The 21,023-nt window shown below is 54.8% G+C and carries 13 protein-coding genes; 4 read left to right on the plus strand and 9 right to left on the minus strand.

Annotated features, from left to right (window positions below):
* Nucleotides 1–11: 11 nt before the first annotated feature.
* The 4 genes from KO116_RS15365 to KO116_RS15380 form a co-directional block, all read right to left on the minus strand.
* Nucleotides 12–4,835, minus strand: coding sequence for an NAD-glutamate dehydrogenase (locus KO116_RS15365; RefSeq protein WP_035555883.1), 4,824 nt, complete (start codon nt 4,833–4,835; stop codon nt 12–14).
* Between the two features lie 172 nt (nt 4,836–5,007).
* Nucleotides 5,008–6,129, minus strand: coding sequence for a tRNA (uridine(54)-C5)-methyltransferase TrmA (trmA, locus tag KO116_RS15370; RefSeq protein ID WP_035555885.1), 1,122 nt, complete (start codon nt 6,127–6,129; stop codon nt 5,008–5,010).
* Nucleotides 6,130–6,179: 50 nt separating this feature from the next.
* Complete coding sequence (murI, locus tag KO116_RS15375) at nt 6,180–6,977, minus strand: glutamate racemase (RefSeq protein WP_035555887.1); 798 nt, start codon at nt 6,975–6,977, stop codon at nt 6,180–6,182.
* A 151-nt stretch (nt 6,978–7,128) separates the two neighbouring features.
* Complete coding sequence (locus KO116_RS15380) at nt 7,129–7,674, minus strand: hemerythrin domain-containing protein (RefSeq protein WP_008958426.1); 546 nt, start codon at nt 7,672–7,674, stop codon at nt 7,129–7,131.
* A 237-nt stretch (nt 7,675–7,911) separates the two neighbouring features.
* Here KO116_RS15380 and KO116_RS15385 point away from each other — a divergent pair, with 237 nt between their 5' ends.
* Complete coding sequence (locus KO116_RS15385) at nt 7,912–9,246, plus strand: replication-associated recombination protein A (RefSeq protein ID WP_035555889.1); 1,335 nt, start codon at nt 7,912–7,914, stop codon at nt 9,244–9,246.
* A 71-nt stretch (nt 9,247–9,317) separates the two neighbouring features.
* On the opposite strand, the gene lolA is transcribed toward KO116_RS15385, so the two are convergent.
* The gene (gene lolA, locus KO116_RS15390; RefSeq protein WP_035555891.1) at nt 9,318–9,983 is read right to left on the minus strand and encodes an outer membrane lipoprotein chaperone LolA; all 666 of its coding nucleotides are present in this window, start codon (nt 9,981–9,983) and stop codon (nt 9,318–9,320) included.
* A gap of 251 nt (nt 9,984–10,234) precedes the next feature.
* Nucleotides 10,235–13,411, minus strand: a complete 3,177-nt coding sequence (locus KO116_RS15395) for a DNA translocase FtsK (protein ID WP_035555893.1) — start codon at nt 13,409–13,411, stop codon at nt 10,235–10,237.
* Between the two features lie 170 nt (nt 13,412–13,581).
* Here KO116_RS15395 and aat point away from each other — a divergent pair, with 170 nt between their 5' ends.
* From aat to infA, 3 genes are all read left to right on the plus strand, one after another.
* Nucleotides 13,582–14,328, plus strand: coding sequence for a leucyl/phenylalanyl-tRNA--protein transferase (gene aat, locus KO116_RS15400; RefSeq protein ID WP_035555895.1), 747 nt, complete (start codon nt 13,582–13,584; stop codon nt 14,326–14,328).
* Nucleotides 14,329–14,364: 36 nt separating this feature from the next.
* Nucleotides 14,365–15,099 (plus strand): arginyltransferase, encoded by a 735-nt coding sequence (locus KO116_RS15405; RefSeq protein ID WP_035555898.1) that lies wholly within the window; start codon nt 14,365–14,367, stop codon nt 15,097–15,099.
* Nucleotides 15,100–15,231: 132 nt separating this feature from the next.
* Nucleotides 15,232–15,450, plus strand: a complete 219-nt coding sequence (infA, locus tag KO116_RS15410) for a translation initiation factor IF-1 (protein ID WP_007111068.1) — start codon at nt 15,232–15,234, stop codon at nt 15,448–15,450.
* Nucleotides 15,451–15,647: 197 nt separating this feature from the next.
* On the opposite strand, the gene clpA is transcribed toward infA, so the two are convergent.
* The 3 genes from clpA to KO116_RS15425 all read right to left on the minus strand — a co-directional run bounded on the left by clpA (nt 15,648) and on the right by KO116_RS15425 (nt 20,917).
* Nucleotides 15,648–17,924 carry an ATP-dependent Clp protease ATP-binding subunit ClpA gene (gene clpA, locus KO116_RS15415; protein ID WP_035555901.1) on the minus strand — a complete coding sequence of 759 codons (2,277 nt, stop codon included), beginning with the start codon at nt 17,922–17,924 and terminating at the stop codon, nt 15,648–15,650.
* A gap of 139 nt (nt 17,925–18,063) precedes the next feature.
* Nucleotides 18,064–18,372, minus strand: a complete 309-nt coding sequence (gene clpS / locus KO116_RS15420) for an ATP-dependent Clp protease adapter ClpS (RefSeq protein WP_008958433.1) — start codon at nt 18,370–18,372, stop codon at nt 18,064–18,066.
* Between the two features lie 310 nt (nt 18,373–18,682).
* Nucleotides 18,683–20,917 (minus strand): NADP-dependent isocitrate dehydrogenase, encoded by a 2,235-nt coding sequence (locus KO116_RS15425; protein WP_035555902.1) that lies wholly within the window; start codon nt 20,915–20,917, stop codon nt 18,683–18,685.
* Between the last annotated feature and the right edge of the window lie 106 nt (nt 20,918–21,023).

The following is a 21,023-nucleotide window of genomic DNA, read 5'->3' on the forward strand; positions in this document are numbered from 1 at the left end:
CCTAGGTACGTTTAGGCTTCGCTATCGCTTTCAGCCAGATCTACCAGTTCGCGTACCGCTACGGCGAAGAGCGCAAAGCCCCCTTCACTGCCGCCACGCACCTCTTCAATCAAACGACACCAGCGGCGATGCAGATCGGCATGCTGATCCAACCACTGCGCCACCCGCTCCTGGGTATCGCGACTGCCGGCGTCGAGCTTTAATACGCTAGTGGTCAGTGCCAGTTGCTGACGCTCGATGTCGTCGCGGAAGGTTTCCCGCGCCTGGGCCTGCCAGGCGTCGCGCACTTCCAGCTGGGTTACCTGCTGAATCATCCACGGCAGCTCCAGGCGGCTGCCAATTTCGTACAGCACCTCTGCCACTCGCTGCGGTTTTTCATTGGTCAGGCGTGCCGCTTGGATAATACCTAGCCCGGCGTAAAGGCTGGATGACGCCGCGACAGTGGACGCCAAGGCTTCCGGCACACCTGCTTCCAGCAGCTCGTCACGACGGCTATTCCAAGCGCTCAGCTCCTCACCGCTGAGCAGTTCACCAATACCTTCCTGCAGCTGCGCCAGGCGAGGAGCAAAATACTCGATAGTGTCCAGCGTCGAGAGCCCTAAATGCTGACGCACAAACCAGCGCGTGGCGCGACGGATCAGGCGCATCAGGTCAAGCATCATTGAGTACTGGATGCGATTCGGCACTTGATTATCGAGCGCTTCAATTTGCGCCCATAGACCGGGCAAGTTAAAGCTATCGCGGGCCACAATATAAGCGCGAGCGATGTCGGCACGCCCGGCACCAGTGGAGTCCATCAGGCGACGTACAAAGACGATACCCATGTGATCAACCAGATCGTTGGCTACCTGGGTAGCGACGATTTCTCGCTTAAGACGGTGTTCGTACATTTCGTCTTTAAAGCGCTCTACCAGCACCGAGGGGAACAACCGCTCCAGATGACGGTGAATATACGGGTCATCTGGCACGTCAGAGGTGATCAAGTCGCCCTTCAAGGTGCTCTTGGCGTAAGAGATCAGTACCGACAGCTCAGGCAGGCGCATCCCTTGATCGTTGCTGGCTCGCTCTTTGAGCACATCATCGGTGGGCAGGAACTCCAGCTCACGATCAATCTGCCCGGTGGCTTCCAGCTCACTAATAAAGCGGCGGTAAGGGCCCATTGCCTGATTGGACAGGATAGCCGACAGATCCAGCGCCTGGCTTTGGCGATAGTTATCCAGGATCACCAGATCGCCCACCTCATCGGTCATTTCCGCCAGCAGCTGATTACGCTGCTTGTCGGTCATGTCGCCACGCTTGACCACTTCATCGATCAGGATCTTGATATTGACCTCGTGGTCGGAGCAGTTCACCCCACCGGCATTGTCAATAAAGTCGGTGTAGACACGCACGCCTTTGGCGGCGGCTTCCATACGGCCACGCTGGGTCAAACCGAGGTTGCCGCCTTCACCGACCACGCGACAGTTCAGATCGTTGCCATTGATACGCAGGGTGTCATTGGCTTTGTCGCCGACATCGGCATCGGTTTCATTGGAGCCCTTCACATAGGTACCGATACCACCGTTCCAGATCAAATCCACCTTGGATTTGAGCATCGCGCGGATCAATTCGTTCGGCGACAGGCGGGTTTCCTGGATGCCAAACACCTGCTGCATTTCCGGGGTAATAGCGATTGATTTAGCACTGCGGCTAAAGATACCGCCACCGGCAGAGATCAACTCCTGGCTGTAGTCTTCCCAGCTGGAGCGTGGCAGAGCGAACAACCGTTTGCGCTCGGCAAAAGAGGCCTCTGCATCCGGGTTGGGATCGACAAAGATATGCAGGTGATTAAAGGCGCCCACCAGCTGAATCTTGTCAGACAACAGCATGCCGTTACCGAACACATCGCCGGCCATGTCGCCTATTCCCACCACGCTAAACAGGTCGCGCTGGGTATCCACATCGAGGTTTTTGAAGTGGCGTTTAACCGACTCCCAGGCACCGCGGGCGGTGATGCCCATTTTTTTGTGGTCGTAGCCGTTGGCACCGCCAGAGGCGAAGGCATCGCCCAGCCAGTGGCCATACTCGATGGAAATTTCGTTGGCGATATCCGAGAAGGTCGCCGTGCCTTTATCGGCAGCCACGACCAAATAGGCATCATCTTCATCGTGGCGAACAACGTTTTCCGGCGGCACCACATCGCCACCCACCAGATTGTCAGTAACATCCAGCAGCGCGCGGATAAAAATTTGATAGCAGGCGATGCCCTCTTTCTGCACCACATCGCGGCTGGCGTTTTCCGGCATGCGCTTGCACACGAAACCGCCTTTGGCGCCGACCGGTACGATAACCGCGTTCTTCACCTGCTGGGCTTTCACTAGCCCCAGCACTTCGGTGCGGTAATCTTCAAAGCGATCCGACCAGCGCAGACCACCGCGTGCCACTTTGCCGCCCCGCAGGTGGACACCTTCCACGCGCGGAGAGCAGACAAAAATCTCAAACATCGGGCGCGGCTTGGGCATGCCGGTCACTTTGGAAGGCTCGAGTTTGTAAGCGATATAGTCTTTAAAGCGGCCACCCTCGGCGAGCTGGTAATAGTTGGTACGCAGCGTAGCGAGAATCAGCTCCATAAAGCGACGCAGCAGCTGGTCGTCATTAAGGCTGGCAACGCCTTCCAGTCGCTCGTTTAAGCTAGCGATGCATTCATCGGTGGCGTGGTCCTGCTGCTCAGGATCAAAACGCAGGCGGAATAGCTCAACTAATTCGCGGGTGATGGCCGGGTAGTTGGCCAGCGTCGCGGCAATATAGTCTTGAGACATACCAAAGCGAATCTGCTTGAGGTAGCGGGCGTAGCCACGCAGCATCGCCACTTCACGCCAATCCAGACCTGCGCCGATAATCAGGCGGTTAAAGGCATCGTTATCGGCTTCGCCGGTCCAGATGCGTTTGAAGGCTTCCGTGAATACATCGCGCATATCGCCCAGGCTGACATCCGCACCGCTATGCTCTAGCTCAAAATCGTGAATCCAGTAGCGCTGCTCAGGGGAGTTAATATCGTAGGGGCGTTCGCCAATCACGCGCAGGCCGAGGTTTTCCATCATCGGCAGCACGTCGGAAAGCGGAATCTGGGTGCCGCGATGGAACAGCTTTAGATTAACGCCGCCGCCCTGCTCTTCCAGCGGACGGTAGAGCGACAGCGATAAGTCGTCGCCGTTGTTCAGCGTTAACAAGTGCTGCACATCAAACACCGCGGTGCGTGCGGAAAAGTCTTCACGATAGCTTGCTGAGAATGCTTCGCGGAAGTGATCCATCAGGTGGTTGGCACGCTCTTCGCCAAACCCTTCCACCATGGCGTTGTGCAGGTCATCGCGCCAGCTACGCGCCAGCCGCGCCACTTTGCTTTCCAGACGCTTAAGATCGTAATCGCTGGGCGCATCGCCATTGAAGCGCAGAATCAGTTGAATGCGCGCCAGTACCGACTCGGATAGGTAGGTATTGAAATCGCCAAAGTGGGCATCCAACTCATCGCACAGCACATTTTGAATTCGCTGACGCAGGTCCGTCGAGAATACGTCGCGGGGCACAAATACTAAGCAGGAGTAAAACTTGCCGCTGATATCGGCGCGGATAAACAGCCGCACCTGACGGCGCTCGCGGATATTGAGAATGCCCAGCGAGGTACTGGCCAGCGATTCGGTATCGATTTGGAACAGGTCGTCGCGGGGGTAAACTTCCAGCACCTGCAGCAACTGCTTGCCGTTGTGGCCCTGGGGATTAAACCCAGCGATATCCATCACCGCTTTGAGCTTGCGGCGCAGCAGCGGAATATTGCGCGGCGACTCGTTATAGACCGTGGAGGTAAACAAACCAAAGAAGCGCCGCTCGCCAATCACATTGCCATCGTCATCGTAGCGATCAACGGTGATGTAATCGGGATAAGTGGGGCGATGCACGCGGGAGTGATGGGCGCTCTTGGCAAACGATAGTAGCTGCGGCACCAGCACATACTCATTGTGCTCATCCACGCCCTCTTCAGTGCGGATCCGCTCGCAGTAGCGCGGCTGATCCAGACGGAACACGCCCAGCACGCTCTCGGCATCGCGCTGTAGTTCACTGCCTTCCAGCAGGTACTCGTCGTAACCCAGGAAGGTAAAATTATCCTTGAGCATCCACTCTAAAAAGGCAATCGCTTCCTCGTGGTCGTCAGGGTCGATCTGCGGCGGGCAATTTTTTTCAAGCTCTTGAATCGACGCGGTAATTTGCGCGCACATAGCGTCGTAATCGCGCACGGCGGTGCGCACATCACGTAGTACGTCGTTCAGGTTGCTTTCGATTTTCTCAAGCAACGCCACGTCGGTGTGTCGATCGACTTCAATAACAATTAGCGACTCGCGGGCTTCCGGCGCGTTCTCATCGCGAGGTGAGGTCTGCGCCTGTAACTGGTGGCGGTCATCACGAGCAACCGCCAGCACGGCGTTTTGAATCGCGTGTACTGTTAAACCGCGACGGTTGAGCTCGATACGCACCGAGTCGACCAAAAACGGCATATCCTCATGCAGCACGGCCACAAAGGTATGCGTTGATTGCCAGCCATGCTCTTCAAAATCTGGATTAAACACGCGCACTTTAGGGCTTTTTGGGTCGTGGTGCTGTAAAAACTGCCAGATTGACAGCGTTGCACCATACAGGTCGTCCAGGCGACGATCGACGAGATCCTCCACCGGCACGGTGGCATAAAAGTGTCGAGCAAAGGCGTCAATTGTCGCGGCTCGAGCAGGCTCCAGACGCGCATATAATCGCTCCTGAAGCTGCTTCAAAAGATCCTGACGACTCTCTTCAATCGCAACGTAGTGCATCCATCACCTCGACTGCCTAGGCCATTAATCGGCCAAAAAACGAAGGACAATAGGCCTTTAGGCCAACATAACGGCTAGCTTACGCTACCTATCGTCGCGTCCCTAATCACATGACAAGTTGTTCATGGCACATACCGTTTACGCATTAGGCCGTTAGAACATTAACTTTTGCTTAAACATCCCGCCGCGTTAACAACACCCCGCATTCACAGTGATCGGTAAACGGAAACTGGTCAAATAGCGCAAAGCGCTCTATCCGATGAGTGTTGGTCAGTATGGTCAAGTTTTCAGCCAATGTGGCCGGGTTGCATGAAATATAGACGATCTGAGCGTACTCGCTGAGCTGTTCACAACTCTGTTCATCTAGCCCAGCGCGGGGCGGGTCTACTAGCACGGTGGAAAAATCGTAATCATCCAGTCCCATTTCCGCCACGCGACGCCCGGCCTTTTCGCCCTTCAGCGCCTGCGCAAACTCTTCTGCTGACATGCGACCAATCTGCGCGTTCGTGACGCCATTGGCCTCTAAGTTGACGTTGGCACTGGCTACCGACGTGCGGGAAATTTCCGTGGCCAACACGCGGCGGAAGTTCTCGGCTAAGGCAATGGTAAAATTGCCGTTCCCGCAGTAGAGCTCGACCAGATCTTTCTTCGCACCCTCATCTTGTTGCTTAGCGGTCACTTCCCGCGCCCAGCTGAGCATTTTTTGGCAGATATGCGCATTGGGCTGAGTGAAGCTGTTTTCGACCTGTTGATAGTGCAACGTGCGGCCGTCCACTTCTAGGCGCTCCCAGACATGGTCACGGGTCAGCACGATGCGCTGCTTGCGGGAACGGCCAATAATCATGATGCCGAGCTCGGCTTCAAGCGCTCGTGCTTCGTGTTCCCACTCTTCGCCTAGCGGGCGGTGGTAAATCAGCGTGACCAGCGCTTCGCCGGAGAGCGTGGTTAAAAATTCAACCTGAAACAGCTTACGACGCAGCTCATCAGACTCAAGGCAGGCCTTGCGCAGCTGCGGCATGAGTTGATTGATTCGTTCGCTGGCGACAGCGTATTGATCCAAGCGAATAACGCGCTTATTTTTCGGATTCTCAGGATCGACTTCAAACATGGCATAGAAGAGATCGTTCTCTTCGTGCCAAATGCGAAACTCGCAGCGCTGGCGGTAGTAGCCGGGCGGCGATTCAAACACTTCCAGTGCCGGTGGCTGGAAAGGCGCAAAGGTACTCTCCAGATAGTCGCGCTTGGCGGCCAACTGCTCGGCATAACGTTCAGGTTCTACGACGGGGATAGCCAAGGCTGCTCCTCTTGAATGGGTTCAGAAATAGTAGCGACAAATAATGTTTGTTAACGCACGTTTAGCAATTGGGGCGCTTTAAACCCGTAGCGCGCTAAACCCGCGGTCAGATTCGCAGCGGGCGCAGTCGTATAACAGCGACCATCGTGATGATCGCTGGATAGCTCAGCAACCACTTGCGCCACACGCCGAGCGATAGCATCACCAGAATCAATCCAATATAAAGGCGCAGGGGCAAGTTGCTCTAGCCAGGGTTTTAACAGCGGAAAATGGGTGCAGCCGAGCACCACGGTATCTAGTTTGGGATGCTCGGTAGGAGCAGTGACGACTTGCCATAACGGCGTCAATGCCGCCTGCATACGCTCTGTATTGGGCGTGATGCCAGCCAGGTAGGCTTCTGCTTCCACCACCAAGGCATCGGCGGCAACGCGCGTGATGACACAGTCACTGGCGAAGCTATCAATTAAGCGCTGGGTATAGGGCCGCGCCACCGTGGCCCTGGTGGCCAATAAACCGATATGCCGCGTTTGGCTAATCGCAGCAGCAGGCTTGATAGCAGGCACGGTACCTACCACAGGAATGGCTAACTGTTGGCGAAGATGCTCCAACGCTAAGGTGCTTGCGGTGTTGCAGGCGACAACCAACACGCTCGGTTGGCAAGCGTCAACAGCCGCTTGACAGACCGACACGATACGCTCGGTTAGTGCGGCGTCTTCGCGAAGCCCATAAGGCAGCCAAGCATTATCGCAGGTGTAGCACATAGCAGCATCAGGGTAGTGTTGACGCAGCGATTGGGCCACCGACAGGCCGCCGACACCGGAATCAAAAACTAATACGGGGCCTTTCATGACTCTCTTTGCATCACTATCCTGCTTCATTCATCAGCGCCGAGCTGGTCGATGGTTAAACTGACACCCAATAAAAACGGAGCCGCCAGTTTAGCATGCCCCGCCTATGAATTTATTGATTGTCGCTACCCGCTTAAGTCGTTTTCCCTGGCTATACCGCGGGCACATCAGCCCCTCGCAGTTCGGCGTAGAGTTCGGGGTAGGCTTGCTGCAGGCGTTCTAACTCTTGTTCCGCACCGGCGGGAAGCGCCTCGCGAAGCTTTTCCATATCTTCTTGACTAAAGTGCTCATCAATTAGCGGGAACAGCCCTTCACGCTCGTGGCGCAAGTAGGCCCGATGCGCCTCTAAATAATCTTTTAGATCTTCAGCAAAACGATCCATGGGCAGCACATTGTCCATCAGAATCATATCGATATCGCTGGAGAGACGCTGCAGACGAGGCTTTAACTCACGATAATCATTGGCCATCTGTTCGGTAAGCGCACTATGGTCGGGCGCTTTAGCCTGCAACCGCTCAACGCAAACCTTTTCCAGCGGGGCGGCAAAACCATCCATATAGGATAAAATGTAATCGACTACCTCACGCATCAGCTTGAAATTGGGCCGTTCTCCCTGTGCTAACGTTTTTTGCTTCAGCTGTAGCACATGAAGCATCCGGGCCATGTTGGCATGATCTAGACGCAGTTGGTTTAACATTGAGCCGTCTCCTTTATCGTGTCATGCCTGCCGTTTTGCCTAATTAAGCTGACGGCACGCAATCATAGGGGCATAGCAACTAACAGGGGTTATCATTAACAATGCCTCTATGGCGTTATCCTAGCAAGCGCATCTTTCTGTTAGGTTACGCCAAAGGTAGTTCGACAAGCTGCGCTTTACCACAGACACTTGTAACCAATAAGTAGTTCTACGCCCCGATTGACAACGGAAGTTTACATGGACCTTTTTGATAGCGCCCACGCAGCACCTTCAGAAGACGCCCCGCTAGCCTTTCGTATGCGCCCACGCCAATTGGACGATTACGTAGGCCAACAGGCGTTGGTGGGGCCGGATAAACCGCTACGCCGTATGGCGGAATCAGGCGTTGTGCGTTCGATGATTCTATGGGGGCCGCCGGGGGTGGGCAAGACCACGCTGGCAGAGCTTTTAGCCCGGGCCTCTCAAGCCCACCTGGAGCACCTCAGCGCGGTGATGGCCGGGGTGAAAGAGATTCGTGCCGTCGTAGAACGTGCCCAGCAAATGTCATCCAAGGTCATCCTCTTTTTAGATGAGATCCATCGCCTCAACAAGAGCCAGCAGGATGCCCTCCTGCCCCATGTAGAGTCGGGGCTGCTCACGCTGATTGGTGCCACTACCGAAAATCCGTCGTTTGAGGTCAACTCGGCGCTGCTCTCCCGTGCACGGGTTTACGTGTTGAAATCTCTCACTCAGGATGAGTTGATTACAGTGATGCGTCAAGCGCTTAATGACGCTGAGCGAGGGCTGGGAAAACGCGATATTCACGTTGACGATGAGGTGTTAAACGCGTTGGCTCATGCCAGCGCAGGCGATGCCCGTCGGGCGCTGGGGCTATTAGAAACGGCGTGTGATTTCGCCACCCAGGAAGCGGGCCGTGAAGTACTCCATAAGGACGTACTGGCGGATGTGATTGGCCACCAAGCCAGCGCTTTCGATAAGCAGGGTGACGCTTATTATGATCTGCTCTCGGCCATTCATAAATCGATACGCTCATCACGCCCTAATGCCGCACTGCTGTATATGGCGCGTTTTATGCAGGGCGGTGGCGACCCGCTGGACGTGGTACGCAGATTGACCGCCATTGCCTCAGAAGACGTCGGCAATGCCGACCCGCGCGCCCTACCATTGGTCATTGCTGCTTGGGACGCCTACCTGCGCCTTGGGGATTACGAAGGCCAGAGAGCGATTGCCCATGCAGCGATTCATTTGGCGGTGGCGCCCAAAAGCAACCGCATTGATCGCGCCTGGAGTGAGGCCAAAAAGTTTGTAAGCCAGCAACCCCAGGTGGAGGTGCCAACTTACCTTCGCAACGCCCCCACCAAGCTAATGGAGCAGCTGGGGCATGGTGAAGGCTATCGCTATGCACACAACGAGCCAGACGGCTACCCGGCAGGTAGCGCCCACGACTGCTGGCCTGAAGAGTTGCCTAAAACTACTTTCTTCAAGCCGAGCCCTTTCGGACAGGAGAAACGCTTTGGCGAAATTATGGCGTGGCGGGAAAATCGTGATCAGGAAGCAGATCAGGCGCCCTAAGGCGCCTGATGGTTATTACCTAACTACGAATCTCAATCAACCGCTGACTCTTTACCACTATCCCTCCACCATTAAAGCTCTTCGCGGATAACGTCAGTGCCTTCGGGAATCTCGAAATCAAACACGTCTGAAGCAATCTCACCATTGAGGGTAATATTACTAAAGGTAATCGCGGTACGCTGGCCGGTACTATCCATCATCCATAGTTCGGTTAGCGTGTCAGCATCAAACACCATGCTTAACTCTTCGAACAACGTATCGGCAGAGATAGGTACCAGGGTAAACACATCTTCTCCCCCGTCCTGCTCGTAAAACACCTCATAGCTTTCGGTTAAATCGTTCACGCTTCCTGACAGCAGTAACGCAGGGGTGTGGGTGACGCGATCATCCATCTCTTGAACGGTGACTTGTTCAAGGTCGGGATCGTACATGTAAACATCGTCTCCGTCGGAAACCACAGTCTGGGAATAGGGTGCTTCTACTTCCCAGCGCAGCATACCAGGGCGAGAAAGCCACATTTCACCGCGCGCACTTTGAAGACGATCGCCGCTGCCATCTAAAATCTGCTGCTCAAAATTGGCCTGATAACGCTCAAGCGGATCTAATCGCTCGGTCAAACGCTCAGCTGCATCATCCGCCCATGCGGGGGCGCCAAAGGTTAGACCCAAGGCGCTTGCCGCTAATGCCAGGGGTGAAGCGCCCAGCGATGAAGTTCGTTTTGTTTGCGTATCGCGCATGTGATCTCCCTAGACAACCGTTGCCAAATAACGGCTACTCAAAACGGTCGCTCAAAAATTAGTGCTCAATAATCAAGCTGTGAGGTCGGCTTAACCATCCATGTGTTGTTAAGACGTAAAAAACGCCGCAGGGTTTCACCCGCGGCACGGCTTTCACGCTTATTGCATAATTGTCGCCATTCAACCCGGCGTTTAAAACCAGCCACTTGTACCCTTGGGAGGTAGCATTGGCTCGCAACCATTCGGCTGGCCTAGTGGCCTACCGGCGGCGGCGCAAGTACTTCGCGTGCGCCGTTAGAGCCCATGGAGGTCACCACACCGGCACCCTCCATCGCCTCCACTAAACGAGCGGCCCGGTTATAGCCGATCTTGAAGCGGCGCTGGACGGCAGAAATCGAGGCTTTGCGTGTTTCAGTGACAAACTGGATAGCTTCATCATAAAGCGCATCCTGTTCGGCATCGTCACTATCGCCCCCTTCGGCTTCAAGGCCGGTCAAGGCATCGGCTGAGACGCCCCCTGAGAGGATCTCTTCGATATACTCCGGTGCGCCCCGACGCTTCCAGTCATCGACCACCCGGTGCACTTCATCATCATCGACAAAGGCTCCGTGGATACGATTAGGTGGCCCAGAGCCAGCAGGCAAATAGAGCATATCACCATGCCCCAACAGGCTTTCAGCACCGCCCTGGTCAAGAATGGTGCGCGAATCGATGCGCGAGGAAACCTGAAACGCCATCCGCGAAGGAATGTTGGCTTTGATCAGACCCGTTACGACATCCACCGAGGGCCGCTGGGTAGCCAGAATCAAATGGATACCCGCGGCTCGCGCCTTTTGTGCCAGGCGGGCAATCAGCTCTTCGACCTTTTTGCCGACGATCATGAACATGTCAGCAAATTCGTCGATCACCACCACGATATAGGGCAGCTTTTCCAGCACGGGGTGCGGCTGGTGCACTTCCCAGGGCTGTGGCTCCCATAAAGGATCCGCCACCTGGGCACCGGCGCGCTCTGCTTCATCCAAGCGTCCATTAAAGCCCGCGATGTTCCGCACCCCCATCGCCGCCATCAGCTTATAGCGGCGCTCCATCTCAGCCACACACCAGCGCAGGCTGTTGGCCGCCTCTTTCATATCGGTGACCACTGGCGCCAACAAATGGGGGATACCATCGTAGACCGACAGCTCCAGCATTTTGGGGTCGACCATGATCAGCTTCAGCTCGCTGGGCTTCGCCTTGAGCAGCATCGAGATCAGCATGGCGTTAACGCCCACTGACTTACCTGACCCAGTGGTACCGGCTACCAATAAATGAGGCATCTTACCCAGGTTGGCCACCACGGGGCTGCCGCCAATATCCTGACCCAGCGCCATGGTCAGCGGCGAGGTTTCCTGCTGGTATCGGTCAGAATCGATCACTTCGCGCAGACGAATCATGGCCCGATTGGGGTTAGGTATTTCAATACCCACCGTGGGACGGCCAGGAATAACCTCGACCACTCGCACGCTCTTGACCATCAGCGAACGCGCCAAATCTTTGGCAAGATTGCTGATCTTGGAAACCTTCACACCCGCCGCCGGCTTAATCTCAAAGCGGGTAATCACCGGCCCAGGCCAGGTATCGACGACTTCCGCCTTAACACCGTATTCGCGCAACCGCACTTCAAGCAGCTCGGCCATGTCGGCCAACTGTTCATCGCTGTAATTAGGCTGATGCGGTTCAGCAGGAGTCAGCAGTTGTAAGCTCGGTACATCGCCTTCGGGCTCGTCCAGGGTCTCAAAGGCAGGCCGCTGGCTCTGCAAATGCTCCACGGTCCACAGCGCGGGGCCTTCGTCAGATTCTTGCGCTTGAACATCGGGCGAGAAAGTGGGCTCTTGGCGTGCTGCTGGCGTAGGCACTGGTGCTGGTTCGCTTGGCTCCTCTGGCTGGTACAACTCGTCGTCCAGCTCTTCGTCGTCCCACACTGGCTCCGGGACGACTTCAGCCACACGCTCCGGTTTACGTGCGGGCTCAGGCTCCATGGCGCGCCTAGAAACAGGCTCAGGTGACTCGCTGAGTGTCGGCTCACTGCGGCGTTCAGCAGGCGCTGACTGAGTATGCGTTTTCTCATCAGGCGCTTCGTCGCTGACAAAGAAGTTACTTGCAGCAGATGCTGGCGACTCTTCCTGACGCGAGGCGCGTAGTGGGAAGGAGACGTCGGCTTCCTTGGGCTCATCGTTTTCCTTGGGAACGGGCTCAGGCACTGCTGCCGGCTCCTCTGCCTGGACAAAGGCATTTTCTCGCGGCGCAGGGGGTGCCGGCACCTCCGCCTCTTCTGCGGATTTATCTACTGGCGGCACTGACGCCTTTGCAGGCGCCGTAACTGCTGGCTCCTCGGTAGCGGCCGGTGATTTAGCGGGCACGTGCTTATTGCTTGAAAAAGCCGCGGCTTCCCAGGGAATCGAGGTATCGGTGGTCTCGCTGCTGTGTTCAGTAGCGGCTGAATGGTCGGTGACACTGTTATCAAACGGCATGGAGAAACCTGGCTCGCGCCGTTCGCGACCCGTGGCACTTTTACCTACACCTACCGATTCAGCAGTCGGCTTAGCTTCCGTAGGCTTAACGTCAGCAGGCTTGGCTTCAGCAGGTTTATCCTCAACATATGAAGCTTTGGGAGCTAGCTCGGGTTTTACTTGAGACTTCGCCGCAGGGGCGGTTTTCGCGGCCGCTCGCTGCGCTGCGCGCATGCGTTTTGTCTGCCGACGAGCCGATAGCCAGCCGCCCAGGCAACATATACGCTTACCGAGCTCATCCGCCACCTGCAACCATGACACGCCACTAAACAGCGGAAAGCCGCTTAAAATAAGCGCCGCGGCGATTAACCCAACGCCGCCACTGCCTACTAAAGGTCTTAATGCACCGACCAAGCCTTCCCCTAAAATGCCGCCAGAGGCATAGGGCAGCATGCTGTCAGGATGATAAAAGTGCAGCGCACCTAACATGGTGGTGCCAAAAATAAGGAGTACTAAGCCACCCGCGTGCACAGCAATCGCGACCGGGTCGAGTTCAAAGCGCACCTGACGTGAGCGAATCAGCCACCAGGCGGCAAAACCAAACATCCCCGGCCACCACAGCGCACTGGCCCCTAGTAGTGAATAGAGAACATCGGCTAACCAGGCCCCCACCTGCCCCATCCAGTTACGGATTTCCGTTTCCGGCCCTTGGTAAGACCAGCCTGGATCAGAGGAGTGGTAACTAAATAAGGCTAATAATAAAAACACACACAGCGCTAGCAGTAACACCACTACGCCTTCGCGCACGGAGCCTTGTAAGCGCAGACCAAAACGGCGAGCCTGATCCTTTGCGGCGTTAACACGCGCAGAAGAAGCCGATGGTGGTGTTTGACGCGCGCTACGCTGCGTTCGCTTGTTGACTGCTTTATTCACTTTCAAGCGACTCTCCCTTTACACCTCAATGGCGTCTTTAATCCACTTGCGAGTTTGCATGATACCGAGCATCCTTCCGCCGTCACAGAGCTGTTATCTAAGCGCTCAATACAAGAGCTCAGTACAAGAACTCATCTCAAGAGCTTAGTAAAAGCACGTAGCAACAGGAGCAAGTAATGCTACCTTGGCTTTCCTCGCCATATCCTAATTTTCCAACCACCACTAAGGCCCTGGATTCCCCCAACGGCCTGCTGGCAGCCGGTGGAGAGCTTTCCCCCGTTTGGCTGGTAGAAGCCTACCGGCGGGGAATCTTTCCGTGGTTCAGCGACAACGACCCCATTTTATGGTGGAGTCCAGACCCGCGCATGATACTCCTACCCGAGCAATTTAAGCAGCGTCGTAGCCTGACCAAGCGATTACGCCATGGTGGCTTCCATATCACCCTGGATCAACACTTCGATCAGGTTATTCATGCCTGTGCCGCCCCACGCGAAGAAGCAGGCGGCACCTGGATCACTGCCGAAATGCGCGACGCTTACAGCCAGCTAAATGCGCTCGGCATTGCCCATAGCATTGAAGTCCATCAAAACGGACAGTTGGTAGGTGGCCTGTATGGTATCGCAATGGGGCCGGTGTTTTTTGGCGAATCGATGTTCTCCCGCGCGCCTGATGCCTCCAAGGTAGCGCTAGCCCACCTAGCCAGAGCAATGCGCGAGCATGATGGTAAGCTCATCGACTGCCAAATGCATACCCCTCACTTGGCCAGCCTGGGCGCTATTACAGTCGCTCGCGAGGCATTCATCAACTATCTTAAAAACTGGTTACCCGATAAGGCGTTTACGTTACCCTCATCACCCGTTGAAATACCGCCTGTTCCTGCATCGCTGTGGCTGAAGGCGATTGCTACTGAGGCTAACGATTAGAGATGAACTCATTCTGTTTCACCCAGGAGGCAAGCTGTGAGTAGTAACACTCCGCGTCGCCCGGTGCGGGATTTGCGCTTCTTCCTTACCGTGCCTCATTCTTGCAGCTATTTACCCGGCAGAGAAGCGACGACGCTGTTCCTCGACCCTCAGGAGTCACCTGTGCCTGGCGTCTATGACTCGCTGGCACTGCTAGGATTTCGTCGCAGCGGGCGTCATCTATACCGTCCTCACTGCGAAGGATGCAACGCCTGCCGCTCGGTGCGCATTCCGGTTGAGCAGTTTGAGTCCAATCGCACACAGCGTAAAATCTGGCGTCGCAATGCCGATATTAGCATCCGCATCATGCCCGCTTACTTTGCATCCACCCACTACTCGCTTTACGCTGATTATATTCGTCAGCGCCATGCTGACGGTGATATGTATCCGCCCAGTCGTGAACAGTACCGCACGTTTCTCACTCTTGATGAGCCCTATGCTCATCTCATGGAAATGTACCTTCACGACGAACTGGTGGGCGTGGCTGCCTTTGACCAACTGGAACATGGCCTATCCGCCATCTACACCTTCTTTGCCGTTAGCGAGGAACTGGATAAGCGCTCACTCGGTACTTTTGCCATTCTCCAACTGGTAGAGCTCAGCCGACAAAAAGCGCTTCCGCACCTATATTTAGGGTATTGGATCGAAGAGTGCCGTAAGATGCGCTACAAACAGGCTTTTGCGCCACTAGAAATTCTTGATGGGCGCCATTGGCGGCAATTAATTCGCTAAAGACGTCAGCTTTTTTGCCTTGACGGCAGGCTTACGGCACAATATAGCGCTGTTTCTTGGGTGCCCACCTATGCGGCCCTCAATTTCTGACCGATTATTACATTACTAACTCATAAGTGAGGACATGCCTATATGGCACGCGAAGATCATATTGAAATGGAAGGCGTTATCGTCGATACCCTTCCGAACACCATGTTTCGTGTTGAGCTGGAAAACGGTCACGTTGTTACCGCTCACATCTCTGGCAAAATGCGCAAAAACTACATCCGCATTCTGACCGGCGACAAGGTAAAAGTAGAGCTAACACCTTACGATCTTTCTAAAGGCCGTATCGTATACCGTTCGCGCTAAGTCGTTGCACCGTTAACGCGTTCGGCTGATCTCAACTGTTCCCGCTAGACTGTCTTTAATGACAGCTTTTAACGACAGCGCCGATCAGCGTCAATGGCTGTTCACTAAAAACGACAACGCCCCGTCAATGACAGGGCGCTGCGTTTTGGCTGCTTGTAAACAAGCGTGATTGACTTTAGAGCGCCTTAGCGCCCTTTTCAGGGCGCATCAGCCATTTCCGTTTCTGTGGCAAGATGCAGTTCGCCTTCTTCCAGGCTGACATGAACAATGCCACCCTGATCAGCCAACTCACCAAACAGAATCATCTCGGCTAATGGCTTCTTCAGCTTCTCTTGAATGAGGCGCGCCATTGGGCGTGCACCCATATCAGGATCATAGCCTTTGTCAGCCAGCCAATCCCGCGCCATGTCGTCCACATCCAACTGAACACGCTTCTCATCCAACTGTGCCTGCAGTTCTATCAAGAACTTGTCGACCACGTTGCGTACAACAGAAACCGGCAGTGAGTGGAACTGGATAATGCTATCCAGGCGATTGCGGAACTCTGGCGAGAACGTGCGACGGATTACTTCCATGGCATCGGTCGAGTGGTCTTGATGCTGGAAACCAATCGAACGACGCGAGGCCTGCTCGGCACCGGCGTTAGAGGTCATAATCAGGATAACGTGGCGGAAATCCGCTTCGCGCCCGTTATTATCCGTTAAGCGACCGTGATCCATCACCTGCAGTAGCAGGTTAAAGACTTCCGGGTGCGCTTTTTCAATCTCATCTAACAACAGCACACAGTGCGGCTGTTTAGTGACCGCTTCAGTCAACAGGCCACCTTGGTCATAACCAACATAACCTGGGGGCGCACCAATCAGACGCGATACGGTATGACGCTCCATGTACTCCGACATATCAAAGCGAACCAGCTCAATGCCCATAATATGCGCGAGTTGCTTGGCCACTTCGGTTTTACCCACCCCAGTGGGGCCAGCAAACAAGAAGCTACCCACCGGCTTGTCGGGCGCTTTAAGCCCTGCCCGGGACAGCTTAATAGCCGCAGAGAGACTATCAATCGCTTCATCCTGACCAAACACTAGCATTTTCAGGTCACGGTCGAGCTTTTCAAGCAGCTTACGATCAGAGCTTGAAACACTCTTCGGTGGAATACGCGCAATAGAGGCCACAACGGCTTCTACTTGTTCAACGTCGATCGTTTTAGCGCGCATTTCCGGCGGTAATAGCCGCTGGTGAGCGCCTGCCTCGTCAATCACGTCAATCGCTTTGTCAGGCAGGAAGCGATCATTGATATAGCGGTCCGCCAACCGCGCTGCGCTTTCTAATGCACCGTCGGTGTATTTAAGCTCATGGTGCTCTTCAAAGCGTGAACGTAGACCTTTGAGGATCTTGATGGTGTCATCCACCGACGGCGCCATTACGTCCACTTTCTGGAAGCGGCGCGCTAACGCACGGTCTTTTTCAAAGATACCGCGGAATTCCTGGAACGTGGTTGAACCAATGCAGCGTAGCTCGCCCGAAGAGAGCAGCGGCTTAAGCAGGTTCGACGCATCCATCACACCGCCGGAGGCGGCGCCCGCACCAATGACGGTATGAATTTCATCGATAAACAACACCGCATTGGGCTGCTTTCGCAGCTCACCCAGCAGGCTCTTAAGACGTTTTTCAAAATCACCGCGATATTTGGTGCCTGCTAGCAACGCGCCCATATCGAGCGAGTAAACCACTGCATCGGCAATGACATCGGGCACGTCTTTTTCAACAATACGCTTGGCCAAACCTTCAGCAATCGCGGTTTTACCTACGCCCGCCTCACCGACCAACAGCGGGTTATTTTTGCGCCGCCGCGCCAGTATCTGAACGACGCGCTCAAGCTCGTGATCCCGGCCAATCAACGGATCGATTTTGCCCAGCCGCGCCTGCTCGTTCAAATTAGTGGCATAACCAGTAAGCGGGTGTGCAGCACCTTCGTTGCTTCCCTCTTCCGCGTCTTCATTTTCTGATGAAGAGGGCGAAGGAGATGGGCCATGACCAGCCACTTTTGAGATACCGTGGGCAATATAATTCACCGCGTCAACGCGGGCTACGTTTTGCTGTTTAAGGAAGTAAACCGCCTGGCTCTCTTGTTCAGAGAAGATAGCCACCAGCACATTCGCGCCGGATACTTCGCTCTTACCCGATGACTGAACATGGAAAACCGCACGCTGTAAAACGCGTTGAAATCCGAGCGTGGGTTGTGTTTCACGATCACCCTGACCCTCGGGGATCAGCGGGGTGGTCGAGTTGATAAAATCCTGCAGATCGGACCGCAGCTTGTCGAGGTTAGCCCCGCATGCCTTCAGTACGTCTACCGCTGAGGCATTATCCAGCAACGCTAGCAGCAGGTGCTCAACGGTCATAAACTCGTGGCGCTTGGAGCGGGCCACGGTAAAGGCCGTGTTCAGGGTCATTTCAAGTTCTTTGCTCAGCATGGCAGTCCCCTTTTCGCTACTACCTAGGGCGTATCGCCACCTAGGGCTTGCGTCGGATCAGTTTAATCGACCGGCACTCTCAACATCGGGTACAAATGGCACGGTTGCAAGCCTCACCACCAATTATTTCTCAACGCTTTTAATTGGCGGCCTCAATATCACTTATCAACGGGTGCTCACACTCACGGGCGTACTCGTTTACCTGATAGCTTTTGGTTTCCGCTATATCCCGCGTAAACACGCCGCAAGTGGCCTTTCCTTGGGTATGTACCGCGAGCATAACCTGAACGGCAGTCTCGCTATCCATGTTGAAAAAACCTTGTAGTACTTCAATAACGAACTCCATCGGCGTGTAGTCGTCATTATGAAGCACCACCTTATAAAGTGGCGGTTGCGCCAGCGCTGGTTCTGCCGGCTGCACCGCTATATCGCCATCTTCATCGGGCATATCTGGACGTGTCATTCCCGCGTATACGGGAAAATCGACCAGGTATGAACTCTCTAGGTTGGACATAAGCAGCACGGTTGGTTGTCTCAAGACTGACCGATGTAAGCATCGCTTACGTTTCACTATAGCTAATCCACAGCGATGGCGAATTTACAGCTATAACGAATTTACTAGAACGTAAGACGCTGCTGATCAGTAAGGGTTCATGGAAAAAGTAAAATATCACAGGATGCAATAGTGAAGGCAGTGTAAAACCCCGCCTACCAAGCCAAGCGGGCGGGGGTTCAGGCTTAATCGAATACGGGAGCGATTAGCCTTTTGCGACGATGGACAATGTCTCGTTGAGGGTCTTGCTGGGACGCATCACTTTGTCCGTCAACTCGTGGTCAGGGTGGTAGTAGCCACCAATATCGGTAGGCTGGCCCTGCACACTATTAAGCTCATCGACAATCGTCGCTTCTTTAGCTTTTAACGCTTCGGTTAAGCGACCGAACAGTTCTTGCATCTCGGTATCACCACTCTGCTCAGCCAAGGCTTCTGCCCAGTATAGCGCTAAATAGAAATGGCTACCGCGGTTGTCGAGTTCACCCACTTTACGTGAAGGCGACTTGTTACTGTCCAAGAACTTACCGTTGGCCTGATCGAGCGCCTTGGCTAACATTTTCGCTCGGGCGTTATCGAACGTGCTGCCCAGGTGCTCAAGGGAAGCCGCCAGAGCAAGGAATTCACCCAGGGAATCCCAACGCAGGTGGTTCTCTTCCAACAGCTGTTGAACGTGCTTCGGGGCAGAGCCGCCTGCGCCAGTCTCAAATAGGCCACCGCCATTCATTAACGGTACGATCGAAAGCATCTTGGCACTGGTACCCAGCTCCATGATCGGGAACAGATCGGTCAGGTAGTCGCGCAATACGTTACCGGTAACGGAGATAGTATCTTCGCCCTTGCGAATACGCTCCAGCGAGAAGCGCATCGCGTCTTCCGGCGTCATGATGCGAATATCCAGGCCAACGGTATCGTGATCTTTCAAGTAGCTTTCTACTTTCTGGATCAGCTGAGCATCATGGGCGCGTTGCGCGTCCAGCCAGAAAATAGCCGGAGTGCCGCTTTCACGGGCGCGGTTCACCGCCAGCTTCACCCAATCGCGAACCGGGGCATCTTTGGTCTGACACATACGCCAGATGTCGCCCTGCTCTACGCTGTGCTCAAGCACGACGTTACCGTCGGCATCCGTGACCCGCACGGTACCGTCGGTGGGAATCTGGAAGGTCTTGTCGTGAGAGCCGTACTCTTCAGCTTTCTGCGCCATTAGGCCGACGTTAGGCACGCTGCCCATGGTGGTCGGATCAAACGCACCGTGCTGTTTGCAGTCTTCGATCACCGTTTGGTAGATACCGGCGTAGCAGCGATCAGGAATTACCGCTTTGACGTCGTGCAGCTGGTCGTCGGCGCCCCACATCTTGCCAGAGTCACGAATCATCGCCGGCATAGAAGCATCAATAATCACGTCGCTGGGCACGTGCAGGTTGGTGATGCCTTTATGAGAATTCACCATTGCAAGGCGTGGGCGCTCGGCATACAGCGCTTGGATCTCACCTTCAATCTCAGTCTGACGCTGTTCCGGCAGCGACTTGATCGCCGAGTAGAGATCGCCAATGCCGTTATTGGGATCAAAGCCTGCCTGCTTCAGCTCATCAGCGTGCTTGCTCAACACGTCCTGATAGAATTCACTAACCACCATGCCGAACATAATCGGATCAGAGACTTTCATCATGGTCGCTTTGAGGTGCAGCGAGAACAGTACATCTTTCGCTTTGGCGTCAGCAACTTCGTCAGCCACGAAACGACGCAGCGCGTTACGGCTCATGACCGCACCGTCAACCACTTCGCCTTCGAGTACTGGCGTTTTCTGCTTGAGCACTGTTGTGCTGCCATCGTTAGCGACCAGCTCAATCTTAAGATCAGTGGCTTTTTCAATCAGCGCCGACTTCTCACTGCCGTAAAAATCGCCTTCACTCATATGCGCCACGTGGGACTGGGAGTCACTGCTCCACTCGCCCATGCGGTGCGGATATTTGCGTGCGTAATTTTTAACCGACAGCGGTGCGCGGCGATCTGAGTTACCTTCACGCAACACCGGGTTAACGGCACTGCCTTTGGCTTTGTCGTAACGCGCCTGAATGTCTTTCTCTTGGTCAGCCTGGGGCGCTTCCGGGTAGTCGGGAAGCTTGTAGCCCTGCTGCTGCAGCTCTTTAATCACCGCTTTCAACTGGGGCAGTGAAGCACTGATGTTGGGTAATTTGATAATGTTAGCTTCTGGGGTCTTGGTCAGTTCGCCAAGCTCGGCCAGGTGATCGCCGATCTGTTGCTCTTCGCTCAGGTAATCAGGAAACTGAGAGATAATCCGAGCGGCCAGCGAAATATCGCGCGTCTCTACCTGAATACCCGCTGAATCGGTGAAGGCATCGATAATCGGCAACAGGGAGTACGTCGCAAGCGCGGGGGCTTCGTCGGTGAGCGTGTAGATGATCTTCGGCGTTTTGGTCATTTTTGCGTTAACCTCTCTTGTCACTACGATTGCAAGAAATCTTGAGCGGAGCGCGAGTTCACTAATGGCCGGGTCTCTAGCCTGTTTTTAACGATGACGCCCCCAG

This window comes from Halomonas sp. KO116, assembly GCF_000734975.2.
In the GTDB taxonomy this organism is placed as follows: domain Bacteria; phylum Pseudomonadota; class Gammaproteobacteria; order Pseudomonadales; family Halomonadaceae; genus Vreelandella; species Vreelandella glaciei.